The organism is Planotetraspora sp. A-T 1434, from assembly GCF_025420585.1.
Lineage (GTDB): Bacteria > Actinomycetota > Actinomycetes > Streptosporangiales > Streptosporangiaceae > JAOEGB01.
In genome coordinates this window covers 251,994-269,207 of sequence record NZ_JAOEGB010000003.1, presented here as the reverse complement: position 1 = coordinate 269,207, position 17,214 = coordinate 251,994, and the positions used below count along the sequence as shown (strand labels likewise).

Sequence of the window (17,214 nt, the reverse complement as noted above, 5' to 3'; positions counted from 1 at the left end):
GCCGCGACCGGGCGACGAAGGATAAACAGACATACTGCTCAAAACTTGTCAGATCGAGCAAGGCGACGGAGACCGCGAACGCGGCCCTCTAACACATGGAGACACGATGAGCATGGCCACGAGGACGGACACGCAGTCGCCTGCGCCGCACGATGCCGACAGCCACGATCTGATCCGCGTGCACGGCGCGCGCGAGAACAACCTCAAGGACCTCAGCGTCGAGATCCCGAAGCGCCGGCTGACGGTGTTCACCGGCGTCTCCGGCTCGGGCAAGAGCTCGCTGGTGTTCGACACGATCGCCGCGGAGTCGCAGCGGATGATCAATGAGACCTACAGCACCTTCGTACAGGGCTTCATGCCGACGCTCGCGCGGCCGGAGGTCGACGTGCTCGAAGGACTGACGACCGCGATCATCGTCGACCAGGAGCGGATGGGCGCCAACGTCCGCTCCACGGTCGGCACCGCCACGGACGCCAACGCGATGCTGCGCATCCTCTTCAGCCGACTGGGGCAGCCGCACATCGGCTCGCCCAACGCGTTTTCCTTCAACGTCCCCTCGGTCCGGGGGGCCGGTGCGATCACGATCGAACGCGATGCCGCCAAGACCGTGAAGAAGACGTTCACCGTGACCGGCGGCATGTGTCCGCGCTGCGAAGGCCGGGGCTCGGTCACCGACTTCGACCTGTCCGCGCTGTACGACGACTCCAAGTCGCTCAACGAGGGTGCGCTCACGATCCCCGGCTACAGCGTCGACGGCTGGTTCGGCCGCATCTTCAGCGGCTCCGGCTTCCTCGATCCGGACAAGCCGATCCGCAAGTACACCAAGAAAGAGCTCCACGACTTGCTCCACAAGGAGCCGACCAAGATCAAGGTCGACAACATCAACCTGACGTACGAGGGTCTGATCCCCAGAATCCAGAAGTCGTTCCTGTCCAAGGACGTCGACACTCTGCAGCCGCACATCCGGGCGTTCGTGGACCGGGCGGTCACCTTCACCGCGTGTCCCGATTGCGGTGGCACCCGGCTCAGCGAGGCGGCCCGGTCGTCGCGGATCAGGGGCGTCAACATCGCCGACGCCTGCGCGATGCAGATCAGCGACCTGGCCGAATGGGTCCGCGGCTTAGAGGAGCCGTCGGTGGCGCCGCTGCTCGCCACGCTGCGGCGGACCCTCGACTCGTTCGTGGAGATCGGGCTGGGCTACCTCTCGCTCGACCGGCCGTCGGGCACGCTGTCGGGCGGCGAGGCACAGCGCGTCAAGATGATCCGCCACCTCGGCTCCTCGCTCACCGACGTCACCTACGTCTTCGACGAGCCCACCGCGGGCCTGCACCCCCATGACATCCAGCGGATGAACGGCCTGCTGCTGCGGCTGCGGGACAAGGGCAACACGGTGCTCGTCGTGGAGCACAAGCCGGAGACGATCGCGATCGCCGACCACGTCGTCGACCTCGGCCCCGGCGCCGGTACGGCGGGCGGCACCGTCTGCTTCGAGGGCACCGTCGAGGGGCTGCGGGCCAGTGGCACCATCACCGGCCGCCATTTCGACGACCGGGCCGCCCTCAAGGAGACGGTGCGGAAGCCCACCGGCACGCTGGAGATCCGCGGCGCGACGGCGCACAACCTGCGGGACGTCGACGTCGACATCCCGCTCGGGGTGCTTGTCGTCGTCACCGGCGTCGCCGGCTCCGGCAAGAGCTCGCTCCTGCACGGGTCGATCCCCGCCGGCGCGGGTGTGGTGTCGGTCGACCAGGGCGCGATCCGCGGCTCGCGACGGAGCAACCCGGCGACCTACACCGGACTGCTCGACCCGATCCGTAAGGCGTTCGCGAAGGCCAACGGCGTGAAGCCGGCGCTGTTCAGCGCCAACTCCGAGGGCGCCTGCCCCAGCTGCAACGGCGCCGGCGTCATCTACACCGACCTGGCGGTGATGGCCGGCGTCGCCACCACCTGCGAGGAGTGCGAGGGGAAGCGGTTCCAGGCATCGGTGCTGGACCACCACCTCGGCGGCCGCGACATCAGCGAGGTGCTCGCGATGTCGGTGACCGAGGCCAAGGAGTTCTTCGGCGCCGGCGAGGCGCGCACGCCGGCCGCGCATGCCATCCTCGACCGGCTCGCCGACGTCGGGCTCGGCTATCTCAGCCTCGGCCAGCCGCTCACCACGCTGTCCGGCGGCGAGCGGCAGCGGCTCAAGCTGGCCACCCACATGGCCGACAAGGGCGGCGTCTACGTCCTCGACGAGCCGACCACCGGCCTCCACCTCGCCGACGTCGAGCAACTGCTCGGCCTGCTCGACCGGCTCGTCGACTCCGGCAAGTCGGTCATCGTCATCGAGCATCACCAGGCGGTCATGGCGCACGCCGACTGGATCATCGACCTCGGCCCCGGCGCCGGCCACGACGGCGGCCGGATCGTCTTCGAAGGCACCCCCGCCGACCTCGTCGCCGCCCGCTCCACTCTCACGGGTGAGCATCTCGCGGCCTACGTCGGCACCTGATGGAGGCACCCCGCGGAGACCGTGAGACGAGTGAGGAACTCCCGTCGGCGTGAAGGTCGCCGCGGGCGAGGCTGGTGGATGGCGGTGCTGCTCGTCTCGATGAATGGTCGTCGCGGCGGGGGTGGTGGAGCTGCTCGCCGACCGCTGCACATCGGCAAGGACGTCTTGGACGTGCTGGATAAGCGGGCCGGCGTGGTCAGCATGCTCCTGGGTGGGATTGGCCTGCTGGTCGGTGTCTGGGGCCTGCGAGGAACCTCCGCGTCCGAGCCGGCACCGGCCTCGGGGGATGGACCGTCGTCGTCGGGGCCGGTCTCGCCGGTGGTCGGCGGTGGGGTGTCGGGCGGGATGGTGGTCGGTCAGGTTTCCAGTCGCCAGGTGATCGGCCCGGGCGCGGCGTTGGCCACTGGGCCTGGTGGCGTGGCGATCGCGGAGAACAAGGCTAGGAGGCCGTCTCCGCCGGCTCAGCGTCGGAGGTGTGGCGGATCACGTTGGCCGTCAGTCGCCGGAGCAGGTCCTGCGCGGTCCTGATCTCTCCGGGGGTCAGTCCCATGGCGTCTCCCATTGCGAGTGGGACGGTGTGGATGCGCTGGCGCAGCGCGGCCCCCTCCGGGGTCAGCGCCACTTCGACCACTCGCTCGTCGTCCGCTCGGCGTTCCCGTTTGAGCAGGCCGTGCGCCTCAAGGCGCTTGATCAGCGGTGTGAGCGTCCCGTAGTCCAGTTGCAGGGCGGCCACCAGATTCTTGACGGGTGCGGTGCCGTGCTGCCAGAGCACGAGCATGACGAGATACTGGGGGTAGGTCAGGCCAACCGCGTCGAGCAGGGGCCGGTAGGCGCTGGTCACGGCACGTGAGGCCGCGTACAGGGTGAAGCAGAGATGGTCGTCCAGCAGCACCAGTGGAGGCTCCTCGGGTGCGGGTGCGGGTGCGGGTGCGGGTGCGTGGCCGTCGGCGCTCACGGTTCCTTCCCCTTCCTTGGTCGTCAGTTGTCACTCGGGAGACATTGTCGCTCCCATGGAGGCTATTGTCTCCTACTCGCTTAGCTTGTTCGCAAGATAAACGGGCGCTACGTTCTTCACATTCCCCCCCGGCGGTCACGAGCCGCCCCGAAGGACGCACTCCTTGCTACCAGCAGCGCCCGATCAGGAATGGAGAAGCGCAGGTCACCGCGCCGCAGCTAACGTGAGGGCCATGGACATCACCATTCACACGAGCGTCCTCCCGCATGACGACCCGGACGCCTCCCTGGCCTTCTACCGCGACACCCTCGGTTTCGAGGTCCGCAGCGACGTCGGGCACGGCAAGATGCGCTGGATCACGGTCGGCCCCGTCGACCAGCCCGGCACGTCCATCCTCCTGGCGCCGCCGGCCGCCGACCCCGGCATCACCGAGGACGAGCGCCGCACCATCGTCGAGATGATGGCCAAGGGCACCTACGGCTGGATCCTGCTGGCCACCCGGGACCTCAACGGCACCTTCGAGAAGCTGCAGGCAGGCGACGCCGAAGTCGTTCAGGAGCCGACCGAGCAGCCGTACGGCATCCGCGACTGCGCCTTCCGCGACCCCGCGGGCAACCTGGTCCGCATCCAGGAGCTTCGCTGAGCCGTTCAGTAATCGATCCGGCCGGCCATGATGGCTCCCGCAGAGAACGCGGCGGCCAGTGCGTCCGGGACTCGGTCCTCGACGCACCCCCGCGCGGCCTCAACTTCGCGAAGGCCCTGACCGTGTCGGCCACCGCGGGGCGACCCGCCGCCGTCCACTCCACCTGGCGAGTACCTCGCCGCCCACCGCACCAGGTAACCCAGGTGCTCGCGGACACCGATGAAAGGGACTTATCGCATGTGTGATCCCGCGTGGGGGCGCGCACTCACCGAGGCGCAGCGCCTGAGAGATCTGGCGCGACTGCGCCGCGTCCGCGACCGGATCGACCGGGAGTACGCGCAGCCGCTGAACGTCGAGGCGCTCGCCCGCGGCGCGAACATGTCGGCCGGGCACCTCAGCCGCCAGTTCCGGCTCGCCTACGGCGAGTCGCCGTACGCCTATCTGATGACGCGTCGCATCGAGCGCGCGATGGCGCTGCTCCGCCGTGGCGACCTCAGCGTCACCGAGGTCTGCTTCATGGTCGGCTACTCGTCGCTGGGCACCTTCAGCACCCGCTTCACCGAGCTGGCAGGCATGCCACCCAGCGCCTACCAGCGCCGGGCGGCGGCCGCTACGGCGGGGATGCCGTCGTGCGTGGCGAAACAGGTGACCAGACCGGTCAGGAATCAAGAAGCGCTGGTCACCGAGCCGCAACTAGCGTGACCGCTATGACTTTCATCGAATCCGTCACCCTCGAGGTGGCCGATCCCACGGCCGCCAACCGCTTCTACACCGCCTTCGGTCTGGGCACTCAGGTGCGCCTGCGGGCCTCGGAGGCGCCGACGACCGGCTTCCGTGGGTTCACGCTGTCGCTCACGGTGTCCCAGCCGGCCACCGTCAACGGCTTCATCGGCGCCGCCCTCGACGTCGGTGCCACGCCGTTGAAGCCTGCCGCGAAGTCGTTCTGGGGCTACGGCGGCGTCATACAGGCACCGGACGGGACGATCTGGAAGGTCGCAACGTCCGCGAGGAAGGACACCGGCCCGGCCACCCGGCAGATCGACGAGATCGTGCTCCTGCTGGGAGTCGCGGACGTGGCCGCGAGCAAGCGGTTCTACGTCGACCGCGGTCTCACCGTGGCGAAGAGCTTCGGGCGAAAGTACGTCGAGTTCGCAACTCCGTCGAGTCCCGTCAAACTGGCGTTGTACGGGCGCCGTGCCCTTGCCAAGGACGTCGGCGTCCCCGTCGACGGCACTGGATCGCACCGGCTCGTGCTCGGCGGCGACGCCGGGTCTTTCACCGACCCGGACGGATTCGCCTGGGAGACCACAATGCTGACACCCGCACTCTGACCTGTCACCACAGAGGAAACCCGCAATGAAGAACACGCACACGTCCACCAAGAGCACCAGCGCGGCCGACAAGAAGTACGACGGATTCACGGACGAGGAACGGGGCGCGATGAAGGAGCGCGCCAAGGAGCTGAAGGCGTCCGCGCGCCGCGGCTCCAGCGCGGCCAAGGCGGACGGGGACAGCGAGGTGCGTGCGAAGATCGCCGAGATGCCGGAAGCGGACCGCGTTCTCGCCGAGCGCATCCATGCCATCGTCAAGTCCAGCGCGCCGGTCCTCTCGCCGAGGCTCTGGTACGGCATGCCCGCGTATGCCAAGGACGGCAAGGTCGTCTGCTTCTTCCAGAGCGCGCAGAAGTTCAAGACGAGGTACGCCACGCTCGGCTTCAGCGACCAGGCGAAGCTCGACGAAGGCACCATGTGGCCGGCCGCCTATGCCCTGACCGAGTTGAGCGCCGACGATGAGGCGCGGATCGGCGCACTCATCAAGCGGGCGGTGAGCTGAGGCCGGTCCGCCTCATGGGCAGCTGCGGCACTGGCCCTCACGGGGCCTGGCCGTCTCGCACTGGACCGCTACCTGCCCGGTGTGCGGGCGCACCGAGTGGGCTACGGCATCGCCTCAGTGGCCCTCGGCGTGCTGGCGGGTGCGGTTGTCCTGCTGTTCCGTGGCTGATCGCGGACCTGTTCGACAGCCTCGCCCGCCGGGTTTCAGGGCACCTGCGGCTCATATCGGTGGTCAATAGCAAGATTCATCGGATGTGAGCCGGATCTCCCGCTCTCCCGCTATCTGCCGGGCCGGAGAGACACCAGTACGGCGGCGGCCGACGAGAGCAGGCGCTTCACCCTTGGGCCGTGCTTTCGCCACCATGTCCGGGCCCAGAGTCCCTGAACACCGGCCAGCACCGCGACGACTGCGACGGCATCGGCGACGGCCGGCCCATCGCCGCCGTTCACGAGGGTACGGACCGCGGGCACCGCGATGGCGGCAAGGGCCGGGATCATGAGCGTCGCCACCACGGCCAGGCACGCCGCCGTACCCAGCACGAGCAGCACCGCGTACAGGCGCACCGCGGAGCGCTCACGCGGTGGGAAATGTGCGAGTGGGTTCGCGCCGCCCCTGTTCGCCAGACGGCCGATCAGGAATCGCGCGTACGCCACGCCGTCGCCGTAGAGGTTGCGGCATCCGGCGAGGTCCTGGGCGACGAAGTAGAGGTCGGTACGCATGAAGACGAGGCACTGGAAGCTCAACCCGTCGATCTGCGTCAGCACGACGATTGAGAGGGTGGTGTGGAGGCCTCCTCGCGGCGGCACGACGGCGAGCATGAGGAATCCGGCCGCCATGATGGCCGCGTCCAGCGCCATGCCGGCGAGATAGGCGCTCATCCGGACGCGTTTCTCCTCGCCCCAGACCCCCGACACGTCGGTCTGCACCACGAGGAACTGCAGGCGTGATCCCAGGGTGATCCGCCCGGGCACTCCGGCGGCCCGAGCCGTACCCAGGTGGGCGAGCTCGTGCAGCAGGACCAGCGACCATGTGATGGCGACCTGGGTCAGTAGGGAGACGGTGCCGAACTCGCTCCAGGCCATCATGCCCGGACTCGGCATGATCTCCGGCCTGCCGGCCAGTACGGCGAGGCCGGAGAGAACCAGGACCACCAACCCGGCGTGGACCGCGGGATGCAGCATCCATCGGACGTGGCGCGGTTTCAGCCAGGGAAGGGAGGGTCTTTTGCGCCCGGTGTCCGCCAGCGGCCGGCCGTCTATCCCCGCCACGAATCCCAGGTCGCCCAGTGCCGTCGTGAAGTCGGCCACGTCCACGTTCGCGCCGGTTTCGGCATTGACGCGTGCCGCGACGTCGCCGATCGTCCGGCCCTGGGCCAGCAGGTCGATGACCCTCCTCCCGACATCCGGGAACGAGGCGAATGTGCCGGTCTCGACCCGTCCGATGATCCAGCCGGAGCTGTCGCGGCGCATCTTCAGCGGGTGCAACCGTACGAGTGACGTCCCGGTCAGCGGGTGCATACGGCGCACCCCGCCTCGCCTTCCGGGAATTCGCCGAAGATCGGCTGCTCCGGGGCGATCAGATTGGCGCCGTGGATGAAACAGGCTGTGACCGGCGGGACTTGGGTGATGAGCCGGATGACTCCATGGGCGACGAGATGGCCGCACATGCCCGCCGATGTGGCGATCACCCCGGGGCCACCAAGGTTGATGGGACGGTCCGGGACCCCGGGAGAGCGATCTCCGGTCCGTTTCCGCCTCCGGTCCTCGATTCGCTGCATGCATTCGTAACAGGCTCCGCGGCCTGGCACGAAGACGCCCGTGGTGACGAGCGGACCGCTGTAGCCGCCGCCCACCCACGGAATCCCGGCGGCGAAACAGGCCCGGCCGGCCCACACCCTGATGCCGTCGTCTCCCCTGGGTTCGTCGGCGCACAGGGCCATCACGTCGAATCCCGGCAGCAGATTCGCCAGATCCCGCTCGCTTCCGACGCGGAAAACGGCGCCCGAGACCTGGATATCGGAGTTCAGCATTCTGAGCCGCTCGACGGCTACGTCGACTTTGCGGCGGCCTATGTCGGCCTCGGTGAAGATGAGCTGCCGGTTGAGATTGGCGAGCTCAACCCGGTCGTCGTCGACGAGGTGCAGGAATCCCACCCCGGATGCCGCCAGAGCCTGGGCGGTGAAGGCGCCGACGCCGCCGACGCCGACCACCAGGACCCGCGATTCGCGCAGTCTCAGCTGAGCGTCCCAGCCGTGCTCCCGGGGAGTGAGGTCTGCCCAGCGGAAAAAGGCCTGTCCGCGGCTGTACCGGTCGCGCTCGCGCGGGCTGAGCTCGGGCGCGCTCGCCGTTCCCGCGTCTTCGATGTGGCCGGAGTCGAGGAGCTGGGCGACTATCGCGTCCGCGTTGTGCCGGGTCAGTTCCGGGAAATCCGACAGCAGCAGCGCGGTGATGTCGTCGCACGTCCGCGTGCCGTTCATCGCCTCAAGAGCCGTCCACACCCAGCCGTGCGGGTCTCCGATCTCGTGCGCCAGCCCGTAGATGTCGCCGCCGATGCGAATGCGGCCGCCGTCAAGACAATAGGGCGCGTGCTCGGCCTTTACTTTCGGCAGCCGCAATCAGACCTCCCCGCATATGGATCCCCGATTTCGAACCCCACCGCCAATCCGCCTGCCCACGCCGATTCGCGACGCGGCCAAGGCCGAATCGCACGGCGTGGAAGCAAGAAAGAGCGGAAAGCGCGGAAGGGCGCGGAGCCGCGATCGGGCACCAGAAGGGTCCGGTCGCGGCTCCGCTTGTGCGGTCCTGGTTAGGCCCCGGTGGAGTTGCTGAGGCGCTCGGTGGTTTCGAGCCGGTCCAGCCTGCGGATCTCGATCTTGACCGTCTGAGCGGAGCCGGGCTCTTCCGCGGCCTTGTTCTCGTCGAAGTCCCTGAGATCGCTCACGAGTTTCCTCTTCTCGTCGACACGCTCGGTTGACTTGCTGACTTGCTGACTTGATCGACGGCCGTCTGACCGTTCATCAGAATAAGTTGCTCACAACAAAAGCGAAAGATCTTATTCGCCTTGAGTTCAGGAACGAATTCCGGGCTCACCGCGACTCCGCAGCGGTTACGGCGTTCTGAGGGAAGGCGTGGCCTCCGCGTCGGCCGGGGTCATATCGCTGTGGAATCGCGGCATTCCACGGAGAAAGAGGGTGGCGAGCGGCACGGCGAACCCGACGATCGCGCTGATCGCCAGCAGCGTCGACCGGCCGATCGCCGCGCTGACCGGGCCGGCCAGCGTGAGGCCGATGGGTGTCGTGATCGAGGAGGCCAGCCAGTCGACGGAAGTGACGCGGGCGAGGCGGTCCGGGGGGATCTCCCGCTGGAGGTTCACCAACCACTGCACGCCGTAGATCTCCAGCCCCAAACCCGCGACGATGTAGCACGCGTACAGCGATGCCGGCGACACCGGCCAGGTGAGCGTGAGCGGCACGGCGCCGTACAGCGCGACACCGATGATCGCGGCCAGGCCGGGCCGGCCGGGTTTCCACCTCATGCCGATCAATCCGCCCGCCAGGCCGCCGAACGAGAGCAGGGCGAGAGCGGTTCCGTACACGGCATCGCCGCCGAAAACGTCGCGGGAGACGAGAGGCAGCAGGACCTGCGCCGGCGCGATCGTGAGCATCTGCTGAAGCGCGATGGCGACGATGCCTCCCATGACCCACGGTCGTCGTGAGACCTCGGAAAGGCCGTCCGCGATCTCTCGTAGAGCCGGGGCACGCCGCCCCGAGGTGACGGCGGGCTCGCGCAACGGCAGGAGAAGGACGAGTCCGAGCAGATAGGCCGTCAGCACGGCGAGAAAGCCCACCCGGGGAGACCAGACCGTCACCACGTACGCGCCCAGACCGGGCCCGATGATGGCGCCGAGCCGCCAGGAGACCACCACCATCGCCGCCGCCGCCGGGCGCTGGGCCGGTGTGAGGACCGACGCCAGGCACGCCTGGTACGCCGGCCGGTGGAACGCCTCCGCCGCTCCGACGAGGAAGACCAGGACCGCGAGAAGCCACGCGGGGGCGCCCCCGCGCAGCCCTATGGCGACCACGCAGCACTGGAAGCCAAGAGAGGCGACCATGACCGTACGGCGCGGCAACCGGTCCGCCCACAGCCCGCCGGCCAGCGCGAACACGAGCAACGCGACCCACCGGCCGGTGAAGATCGCGCCAACGGTCGAGGCGGTGCCGCCCGCGTTGAGCGCCGCGATGGTAACCGCGACCGGGAAGATCTGGTCGGCCGCCACCGACATCATGAAGCTGAGCCACAGCAGGCGGAACTCGCGATTTCGCGCCAGGGAATCACCTGCGAGACGATCCGGACGAATGAGCTTCCTCAACCGAGTGGGCATGCCATGAAATCAAACCCGCTCGGTTGGAACCCGCAAGCCGACCGCGCGCGCCGCCAAGGCCGGCAGCCCCCATCTGGCCGGCCGCCTGTCACCCGGGGAAAGCCCGACAGACAAGCCACGGCAGCAACATGGCACCCATATATGCCGAATTCAATCCCTACTTGACTTATAGGGATTTTATGAGTTCGATAGACCCATGACGCCGTGCGCCCGCTGTGGATTCGAGTTCCACGCCATCGTGCGGCGGCACATCGATCTGGCACGGGTGAGCAGTGCCCTGTGTCGCCCGGCATCCGCCCGCTGACACTCTCCAACCCTCATCCAGCCCAGGCGTCACCAGCCGCGGCGCATGCCCTGCATGCGGCCGGCGTGCCGTCCTGGATGGGCCCATCCCGCGTGCTATACGGCCGCGTGCGCCGCCACCGTATCCCTGTCTCGCGATGTCTGCCGCATCGGCGGGCATCGGGGGTGTCTGTTTCCGGGGTGAGCACTGTGAAGACCACCACCAGGGGTGACGAATCCGGCGGTTGCCTATACCCGGCAAGGGGGTGATGCGCCGAGACAACTGCGAGGACACACGGCAATAAATCTGAAAGCACAGGAAGAAAGGGCGCAGGTGTGAAATCGTACACGGCACATCGTCGGAGATTGACGCTCTCGTTGACCCTGCTCATCCTGCTCGCGGGCGCCGTCTACGCGGGTCTGAGATTCGAGGGTTCGCTGGCGTTGGCGGCGACGACGCAACCCAACATCGTCTTCATTCTGACCGACGATCTCGACGAAGACGTCTTCGGTAAGGACGCCGGGCTCCAGACGCTCCTGACCAGCCAGGGGACCAAATTCAACAAGCAGTTCGTCGAACTTTCCCTCTGCTGCCCCTCGCGAACGTCGACGCTGCGCGGGCAGTTCGCCCACAACACGGGGATCTTTACGAACGATGCCGCCAGCGGCGGTGGATTCCAGTCCGTGTACAACAAGGGGCTGGAGAATTCGACGATCGCGACGTGGCTCCAGAGCGCCGGGTACCGGACGGGGTTCTTCGGCAAGTACCTGAACGGCTATCCCAACGGGGCGCCGAGCAGCACCTATATCCCACCCGGATGGACCCGTTGGTTCAGCCCCAACGGCGGAAGCCCCTACTCCGAGTACAACTACGACGTCAACGACAACGGCACGACCGTTCATTACGGCAGCGCACCGTCGGACTACGGGGTCGACGTGATCTCGCGCAAGTTAACCACCTTCATCAAGAACACCACCACCAACTACCCGAACAAGCCCTTCTTCACCTACGTCGCTCCTTACATTCCCCACGGCCCGGCGACCCCGCCGCCCCGCTACGACGGCATCTACGCCGGCGCCAAGGCTCCACGGACTCCGTCGTTCAACGAAGACGACGTGAGCGACAAGCCAGCCTGGATACGGAACAAGGCCAAGCTCACACAGACCCAGATAGACAACATCGACGCCCTGTACGAGAAGCGCAGGGAGTCACTTCGATCGGTCACTGACCTTGTCCAGGACACCATCGACACCCTGCGGGCGCAGGGCGTGCTCGACAACACCTACATCGTCTTCACCTCCGACAACGGTTTCCACCAGGGACAGCACCGGCTGAACTCCGGCAAGAACACTGCCTACGAGGAAGACCTCAATATCCCGCTGGTCATCCGAGGGCCCGGCGTTCCCGCCGGAGCGGTTGTCAACTCCTTCACCCTCAATGTCGACCTAGCGCCCACCTTCGCCGAACTCGCCGGGGTGACACCGCCCAGCTTCGTCGACGGCCGGTCACTCGTACCGTTCCTCAAGGGGGTCACGCCGTCGCGGTGGCGTCTGGCCTTCCTGAACGAGCACGCCGGGCCCAGCACTCTCAACACCAATACTCAGAACAACCTGTTGGAACCGCAGGATCCCGGTGATGCGCAGGCGCTGGCTACCGGGGGAGCCCCCGTCTACGTCGGCCTGCGAGCCAAGCCCAACACGCTCGGCACGCACGGTCCGTTGAACTACGTCGCCTACGACACGGGCGAGCATGAGCTGTACGACCTGTCCGTGGACCCCTACCAACTCGACAACTCCTACAGCAGTGCCAGCCAGACGCTCAGGCAGCGGCTCGACGCCTGGGTGGCCAACCTGAAGAACGCCTCCGGCCAGGCATTGCGTGACGCGGAGGAGAACCCGCCGCAGTAGCGGGCCCCGCGCCGGTTGCCAGAAGGGGACAGGATCTTCCCTGTCCCCTTCTCCAGGCCCCCGAGCGCTCCAGGACTCACCACCGGTCAGCATCGACCGGCACCTCCAGTCCGTCCTGACGTCCCACATGACCGGACAGGACCCCGGCAGGCACCTGCTGTGAGCGGCTCCAGCGGCATGGTGGTCCCCTTCCTGGGCGGATTGAATGCCTCGGCCGCGAGGAAGGGCTGTCACCAGGCCGCTACAGATGGCTTCCTGGCCGCAGGCTCAAGTACCGCTCATGCCGAGATCGAATGGCCAGACGGCGGCCCCGGGTCGCGTCACTCCTTCGTGCCTCGTGGGCATGCTCGCCACGCTCACCTTCTCCTTCCGCTCGGTCAGCACCTGGAACAGCGGCTCGGTGCCGCACCGGTCATTGACCTTGATGGACACCATCCCCCTGCGGTCCTGGCGCACGTCGCCATCGTCAACGCCGCCACCATCGCCGCCGTCTCCGCCATCGCTTCGGAGCGAACACGACCTACGAGAACCGCATGGCGCTCGACACCTGGACCATCGAACGCGTGAACGAACCGCGATTGGGGGCAGATGCTGTCTAGTAATCTATGCTATTACTCGCATAGTTGGGTACTATTCCGGGCATGGGCTATCTCAGGTATGTCGCGGTCGGCGACAGCCAGACCGAGGGGTTGAACGACGGCGACGAGGTGGCGGGCTACCGCGGCTGGGCGGACCGCCTCGCCGAGCTCTTGGCGGCCGGCGAACCGGAGTTCCGGTATGCGAATCTCGCAGTGCGTGGACGTCTCGCCGGGCAGATACGAGCCGAGCAGCTTGGTGCCGCGCTCGCGCTGGAACCGGATCTGGTGACGGTCATGGCTGGGATGAACGATCTGGTCCGGCCGGGGTTCGACGCCTCGGCGGTGACCGCGAACCTCGAGGCGATGTTCGCGGCGTTCGCCCGTCCGGGAGTTCAGGTCGTCACCTTCACCTTCCCCGATGTCGCCCGGATCGCCCCGCTCGTACGGCACCTGCGGCCCCGAGTGATCGACTTCAACGAGCGCATCCGGGAGACGGCCGGACGGCATGGCGTCCTGGTCGTGGACACCTTCGGTGACGGCATCACCGTGGACCCGCGGCTGTGGAGCGCCGACCGGATCCATGCCACGCCGTTGGGGCACGCCCGCATCGCCGCCGCCGTGGCCGACGCCCTGGGTCTGCCTGGCAGCGACGCCTCTTGGGGCGATCCGCTGCCTCCGCTACGGCCGACCCCGATATGGAGTCGGGTCGGCCGTGAACTGGCGTGGGCCGGCTCGGTCCTGGGCCCGTGGGTGCTTCGCCGGCTTCGGGGACGCTCTTCGGGTGACGGCCGGGTAGCCAAGCGGCCTGACCTGCTGCCCATGTTCCGAGTCTGACTTCGGTGCCGGCCCTCAGGCTCGGCGCCTCGGCTCACACGCGTGTGGAGCGCCGTTCGAGGACCGTAAGCGCGCGCTCGGCCCAGCGGACGTTCTCCTGCTCGAACGACAATCCCCGCAGCAACGTGAGGTAGGGCCCGACGCGCTCGGCGTGGGCCAGGAACTCCTCCTCCGAGCGGCCGTCGAGCAGCCGGGTCCGGAGCCGTTCGTAGCGAGCGACTTTAGCCTGGGCCCACTCCTTCCGCTCTATGATCGCCGCTCGCACGGCCTCGGCGTCGCCGGCGTCGACGGCCTGGACCTGGACCATCAGCTCCTCGCGTATCGCCCCAGGCCGGGGCGGTTCGGCGGTGAAGTCGTGCAGCGCGCGGCGGCCCGCGTCAGTCAGGGAGAACAGTCGCTTGTTGGGTCGGCGCTCCTGCTGGATGACGCGGGCCTGGATGAGCCCGTCGGCCTCCATCTTCTCCAGCTCGCGGTAGAGCTGCTGGGGCGTGGCCATCCAAAAATTGGCGACCGAGGTGTCGAACTCCTTGGCCAGGTCGTATCCGGACGCCTCGCCCTCCAGGAGCGTGGCCATGATCGCGTTGCGAAGTGCCATACCCATCATCTTATCCACGTGATTGATTACTCAAATAGTTTCATACGCAACCCTGGTCTTTGCTGGTCAGCTGGGCTATCGTCGGAGGCCGACCTAATCAACAAGTTGGGTATGGAGATAAGGTGCATCCCTTTCGTGAGGCTGTGGAGGCGCGGGACGAGGCGGCGATCGAGGCGCTGTTGGCCGACAGTGTCGTGTTCACCAGTCCCGTGGCGTACAAACCGTACCCGGGCAAGGCGATCACCTCGGCGATCTTGCGAGGTGTCATGCGTGTGTTCGAGGACTTCCACTACGTCCGCGAGATCGGTTCCGGGGACGGCCGTGACCACGCGTTCCTGTTCAAGGCGAAGGTGAACGGCTTGGAGGTGCATGGTTGCGACTTCCTGCACTTCGACGAGCACGGCAAGATCGACGACTTCATGGTGATGGTGCGGCCGTTGTCGGGTGCGGAGTCCCTCGCGGAGGCGATGGGAGCGCAGTTCGAGCGGATCCAGCGAGAGGCCCTCGGCGGATGAATGACGTCGACGCCATCGTCAGCGGCGTCGGCAACGCGGGTCTCACCGCCGCCAGTTCTGCGGAGGGCGGGATTCTTCCCCCGATCGGTTTGCGGCTCCCGGATGTACGCTCACAATCGCGGCTCAATGCGACCCTGACGTTTATGCTGACTTGGGAGGATGTCATGGTTCGCAGCATCAAGCTCCTGCCTCGCACCTTCAGTTCCGCACTGTGACTGAGGAGAAGGGGCGACACGACCCGGACGACTTCTCGGGGATCAGCCTCGGCGGCGCGGCCTTCATTTTGACCGTCGTGGCCCTGAGACACCCCTGGCAGACGCTCAAGGAACTGCTCACCGTGGTCCGTCGGCTGGGCCGCCGGGCGCTCAGGCATGCGATGGCCCCCGTCGCACTGGTCGCCGTAACCCTGTGGTCCCGCCGAAGAGATCGACGCCCCACCTTCGAGGACTACCTGCATGGCCGCGACGAGGAAGGAGACCACCCGCGACCGGGATAGCCGAGTACGGCGGCGTTCCACGGCGCCAGCCAACCCTCGTCTGTTGCTGCGTCGATTGTCTTGCGCGCTAGGTGCTCGATGTGGCGGAGACGGGCTGTATGCGCTCTTAGCCTCATTCATCCGATGTCTCTTGACGAGCAGTTGGACAGATTTTACGTTCGGCGGTATGACAAGTGGTGATCTATCCCGGCGGCGGTTCTTCGCGCAGGCCGCCGTAGCCTCCGTCGGGATGACGGTGCCCATGTCCGTCGAGCCTGGGGCCCCGGAAGCGGACGGCCTGGTAGAGGTCGCGTTCACGGTGAACGGGAAGGGCGAGCGGCTCCGCGTCGACCCGCGGATCACGCTGCTCGACGCGCTGCGGGAACGGCTAGAGCTGACCGGCACGAAGAAGGGCTGCGACCGCGGCCAGTGCGGGGCGTGCACCGTGCATGTGGACGGCAGGCGGGTGCTGTCGTGCCTAACCCTCGTGGCCACGATGGACGGCAAGCGGCTCACCACCATCGAGGGCCTGGCCAAGGGCGACAGGCTGCACCCGGTGCAACAGGCGTTCATCGATTGCGACGGCTTCCAGTGCGGGTTCTGCACCCCGGGACAGATCATGTCCGCGGTGGCCGTCCTGCGCGAGGGACACGCGAAGAGCGATGAGGAGATCCGGGAGGCCATGTCGGGCAACATCTGCCGCTGCGGCGCGTACCCGAACATCGTGGAGGCCGTGAAGCAGGCGAGATCCTGATGCGCGCCTTCGACTTCGCCGCTCCGCGCGGCATCGCCGGGGCCCTCCGCCTGGCCGGGGACGGATCGGCCTTCCTCGCGGGCGGCACCACGCTGGTCGACCTGATGAAGCTCAACGTCCTCGCGCCCGAACACGTCATCGATATCAATCGCCTCCCCCTACGAGGGATCAGGCTCGGACCCGACGGTCTGCACATCGGCGCGCTCGAGCGGATGGACGACATCGCCCGCCACGGCGCCGTCGCCGCCCAGTACCCGCTCATCTCGCAGGCGCTGCTCCTCAGCGCCTCGCCGCAGATACGCAACATGGCCAGCATCGGCGGCAACCTCATGCAGCGGACCCGGTGCGGCTACTTCCGCGACATGGCGACGTCGTGCAACAAACGCAGCCCCGGCAGCGGCTGCCCGGCACAGACCGGCGACAACAGGGGCCACGCCGTACTCGGCACGAGCGCCTCCTGCGCCGCCACCCACGCCAGCGACGTCGCGGTGGCGTTGGTCGCGCTGGACGCCTCCGTGCGGCTGCGCGGCCGCGACGGGGAGCGATCGGTACGGCTGGCGGATTTCTACCTGTTGCCCGGCGACACGCCCCACGTGGAGAACCGGCTGAGGCCGGGCGAGCTCATCACGGAGGTGATCGTGCCGCGCCTCCAGTGGGCCAGGCACTCCACCTACGTCAAGGTCCGCGACCGGCAGTCGTACGAGTTCGCGCTGGCCTCGGCCGCCGTCGCCGTCGATCTCCGCGGCGGCAAGGTCCGCGACGCCCGGGTCGCGGTCGGCGGCGTGGGGACCGTGCCCTGGCGGCTGCCCGCCGTCGAGGCGGCGCTGCGTGCCGGGCAGAGCTTCGAGCGGGCGTCCGCGCTCGCCGCGGAAGGCGCGCGTCCCCTGGCAGGCAACTCCTTCAAGGTCGAACTGGTGCAGCGCACGGTCCTGCGTGCCCTGATGGAAGTGGCAGGCTCACGATGAGAT

20 protein-coding genes are annotated in these 17,214 nt (G+C 67.6%); 13 read left to right on the top strand and 7 right to left on the bottom strand.

The window, feature by feature from the left end:
• The first annotated feature begins 106 nt into the window (after positions 1-106).
• Entirely contained in the window at positions 107-2,494 is a 2,388-nt protein-coding gene (locus N5079_RS06425; protein ID WP_410007748.1) for an ATP-binding cassette domain-containing protein, read from the top strand.
• Between the two features lie 439 nt (positions 2,495-2,933).
• Here the strand turns inward: N5079_RS06425 and N5079_RS06420 are convergent, their stop codons facing one another.
• Positions 2,934-3,449 carry a MarR family transcriptional regulator gene (locus tag N5079_RS06420; protein ID WP_315967790.1) on the bottom strand — a complete coding sequence of 172 codons (516 nt, stop codon included), beginning with the start codon at positions 3,447-3,449 and terminating at the stop codon, positions 2,934-2,936.
• Positions 3,450-3,681: 232 nt separating this feature from the next.
• On the opposite strand from N5079_RS06420, the gene N5079_RS06415 reads away from it, so the two are divergent.
• The 4 genes from N5079_RS06415 (at position 3,682) to N5079_RS06400 (ending at position 5,925) form a co-directional block, all read left to right on the top strand.
• Positions 3,682-4,092, top strand: coding sequence for a VOC family protein (locus N5079_RS06415; RefSeq protein ID WP_261582571.1), 411 nt, complete (start codon positions 3,682-3,684; stop codon positions 4,090-4,092).
• A 237-nt stretch (positions 4,093-4,329) separates the two neighbouring features.
• Entirely contained in the window at positions 4,330-4,794 is a 465-nt protein-coding gene (locus N5079_RS06410; RefSeq protein ID WP_261582570.1) for a helix-turn-helix transcriptional regulator, read from the top strand.
• A 5-nt stretch (positions 4,795-4,799) separates the two neighbouring features.
• The gene (locus N5079_RS06405; protein ID WP_261582569.1) at positions 4,800-5,423 is read left to right on the top strand and encodes a glyoxalase; all 624 of its coding nucleotides are present in this window, start codon (positions 4,800-4,802) and stop codon (positions 5,421-5,423) included.
• 25 nt (positions 5,424-5,448) lie between these two features.
• On the top strand, positions 5,449-5,925 hold the full coding sequence (locus N5079_RS06400; protein WP_261582568.1) for an iron chaperone: 477 nt from the start codon (positions 5,449-5,451) through the stop codon (positions 5,923-5,925).
• Between the two features lie 278 nt (positions 5,926-6,203).
• Here the strand turns inward: N5079_RS06400 and N5079_RS06395 are convergent, their stop codons facing one another.
• The 4 genes from N5079_RS06395 to N5079_RS06380 all read right to left on the bottom strand — a co-directional run bounded on the left by N5079_RS06395 (position 6,204) and on the right by N5079_RS06380 (position 10,305).
• On the bottom strand, positions 6,204-7,442 hold the full coding sequence (locus N5079_RS06395) for a hypothetical protein (protein WP_261582567.1): 1,239 nt from the start codon (positions 7,440-7,442) through the stop codon (positions 6,204-6,206).
• Positions 7,430-8,539, bottom strand: coding sequence for a HesA/MoeB/ThiF family protein (locus tag N5079_RS06390; RefSeq protein ID WP_261582566.1), 1,110 nt, complete (start codon positions 8,537-8,539; stop codon positions 7,430-7,432). Before N5079_RS06390 ends, N5079_RS06395 begins: the two co-directional genes overlap by 13 nt.
• A 191-nt stretch (positions 8,540-8,730) precedes the next feature.
• Complete coding sequence (locus N5079_RS06385; protein WP_261582565.1) at positions 8,731-8,865, bottom strand: hypothetical protein; 135 nt, start codon at positions 8,863-8,865, stop codon at positions 8,731-8,733.
• Between the two features lie 165 nt (positions 8,866-9,030).
• Entirely contained in the window at positions 9,031-10,305 is a 1,275-nt protein-coding gene (locus N5079_RS06380; protein WP_261582564.1) for an MFS transporter, read from the bottom strand.
• Positions 10,306-10,501: 196 nt separating this feature from the next.
• Between N5079_RS06380 and N5079_RS35475 the strand changes: the two genes are divergently transcribed.
• Together N5079_RS35475 and N5079_RS06375 are read left to right on the top strand one after the other, a co-directional pair.
• Positions 10,502-10,609: a putative leader peptide gene (locus N5079_RS35475; RefSeq protein WP_410007747.1), complete on the top strand. Its 108-nt coding sequence runs from the start codon at positions 10,502-10,504 to the stop codon at positions 10,607-10,609.
• A gap of 344 nt (positions 10,610-10,953) precedes the next feature.
• Positions 10,954-12,495: a sulfatase gene (locus N5079_RS06375; protein WP_261582563.1), complete on the top strand. Its 1,542-nt coding sequence runs from the start codon at positions 10,954-10,956 to the stop codon at positions 12,493-12,495.
• Between the two features lie 267 nt (positions 12,496-12,762).
• Here the strand turns inward: N5079_RS06375 and N5079_RS06370 are convergent, their stop codons facing one another.
• Positions 12,763-12,951 carry a hypothetical protein gene (locus N5079_RS06370; RefSeq protein ID WP_261582562.1) on the bottom strand — a complete coding sequence of 63 codons (189 nt, stop codon included), beginning with the start codon at positions 12,949-12,951 and terminating at the stop codon, positions 12,763-12,765.
• A gap of 185 nt (positions 12,952-13,136) precedes the next feature.
• Between N5079_RS06370 and N5079_RS06365 the strand changes: the two genes are divergently transcribed.
• Positions 13,137-13,907 (top strand): SGNH/GDSL hydrolase family protein, encoded by a 771-nt coding sequence (locus N5079_RS06365; RefSeq protein WP_261582561.1) that lies wholly within the window; start codon positions 13,137-13,139, stop codon positions 13,905-13,907.
• Positions 13,908-13,941: 34 nt separating this feature from the next.
• Here N5079_RS06365 and N5079_RS06360 read toward each other — a convergent pair whose 3' ends face one another.
• Positions 13,942-14,502: a PadR family transcriptional regulator gene (locus N5079_RS06360; RefSeq protein WP_261582560.1), complete on the bottom strand. Its 561-nt coding sequence runs from the start codon at positions 14,500-14,502 to the stop codon at positions 13,942-13,944.
• Between the two features lie 122 nt (positions 14,503-14,624).
• Here N5079_RS06360 and N5079_RS06355 point away from each other — a divergent pair, with 122 nt between their 5' ends.
• The 5 genes from N5079_RS06355 to N5079_RS06335 all read left to right on the top strand — a co-directional run bounded on the left by N5079_RS06355 (position 14,625) and on the right by N5079_RS06335 (position 17,211).
• Positions 14,625-15,017 (top strand): nuclear transport factor 2 family protein, encoded by a 393-nt coding sequence (locus N5079_RS06355; RefSeq protein ID WP_261582558.1) that lies wholly within the window; start codon positions 14,625-14,627, stop codon positions 15,015-15,017.
• The gene (locus tag N5079_RS06350; protein WP_261582557.1) at positions 15,014-15,232 is read left to right on the top strand and encodes a hypothetical protein; all 219 of its coding nucleotides are present in this window, start codon (positions 15,014-15,016) and stop codon (positions 15,230-15,232) included. The genes N5079_RS06355 and N5079_RS06350 overlap by 4 nt, the downstream gene beginning before the upstream one ends.
• On the top strand, positions 15,229-15,513 hold the full coding sequence (locus N5079_RS06345; protein ID WP_261582556.1) for a hypothetical protein: 285 nt from the start codon (positions 15,229-15,231) through the stop codon (positions 15,511-15,513). The genes N5079_RS06350 and N5079_RS06345 overlap by 4 nt, the downstream gene beginning before the upstream one ends.
• Positions 15,514-15,742: 229 nt before the next feature.
• Positions 15,743-16,246 (top strand): (2Fe-2S)-binding protein, encoded by a 504-nt coding sequence (locus N5079_RS06340; protein WP_410007746.1) that lies wholly within the window; start codon positions 15,743-15,745, stop codon positions 16,244-16,246.
• Complete coding sequence (locus N5079_RS06335) at positions 16,246-17,211, top strand: FAD binding domain-containing protein (RefSeq protein WP_261582555.1); 966 nt, start codon at positions 16,246-16,248, stop codon at positions 17,209-17,211. Before N5079_RS06340 ends, N5079_RS06335 begins: the two co-directional genes overlap by 1 nt.
• Positions 17,212-17,214 lie beyond the last annotated feature (3 nt).

What these genes read in the sequence shown, in the direction of transcription:
- N5079_RS06425 (WP_410007748.1), top strand. Translation starts at nt 107, where the DNA reads ATGAGCATGGCCACGAGGACGGACACGCAGTCGCCTGCGCCGCACGAT.
- N5079_RS06415 (WP_261582571.1), top strand. Translation starts at nt 3,682, where the DNA reads ATGGACATCACCATTCACACGAGCGTCCTCCCGCATGACGACCCGGAC.
- N5079_RS06410 (WP_261582570.1), top strand. Translation starts at nt 4,330, where the DNA reads ATGTGTGATCCCGCGTGGGGGCGCGCACTCACCGAGGCGCAGCGCCTG.
- N5079_RS06405 (WP_261582569.1), top strand. Translation starts at nt 4,800, where the DNA reads ATGACTTTCATCGAATCCGTCACCCTCGAGGTGGCCGATCCCACGGCC.
- N5079_RS06400 (WP_261582568.1), top strand. Translation starts at nt 5,449, where the DNA reads ATGAAGAACACGCACACGTCCACCAAGAGCACCAGCGCGGCCGACAAG.
- N5079_RS06395 (WP_261582567.1), bottom strand. Translation starts at nt 7,442, where the DNA reads ATGCACCCGCTGACCGGGACGTCACTCGTACGGTTGCACCCGCTGAAG.
- N5079_RS06380 (WP_261582564.1), bottom strand. Translation starts at nt 10,305, where the DNA reads ATGCCCACTCGGTTGAGGAAGCTCATTCGTCCGGATCGTCTCGCAGGT.
- N5079_RS35475 (WP_410007747.1), top strand. Translation starts at nt 10,502, where the DNA reads ATGACGCCGTGCGCCCGCTGTGGATTCGAGTTCCACGCCATCGTGCGG.
- N5079_RS06365 (WP_261582561.1), top strand. Translation starts at nt 13,137, where the DNA reads ATGGGCTATCTCAGGTATGTCGCGGTCGGCGACAGCCAGACCGAGGGG.
- N5079_RS06360 (WP_261582560.1), bottom strand. Translation starts at nt 14,502, where the DNA reads ATGGCACTTCGCAACGCGATCATGGCCACGCTCCTGGAGGGCGAGGCG.
- N5079_RS06350 (WP_261582557.1), top strand. Translation starts at nt 15,014, where the DNA reads ATGAATGACGTCGACGCCATCGTCAGCGGCGTCGGCAACGCGGGTCTC.
- N5079_RS06340 (WP_410007746.1), top strand. Translation starts at nt 15,743, where the DNA reads ATGACGGTGCCCATGTCCGTCGAGCCTGGGGCCCCGGAAGCGGACGGC.
- N5079_RS06335 (WP_261582555.1), top strand. Translation starts at nt 16,246, where the DNA reads ATGCGCGCCTTCGACTTCGCCGCTCCGCGCGGCATCGCCGGGGCCCTC.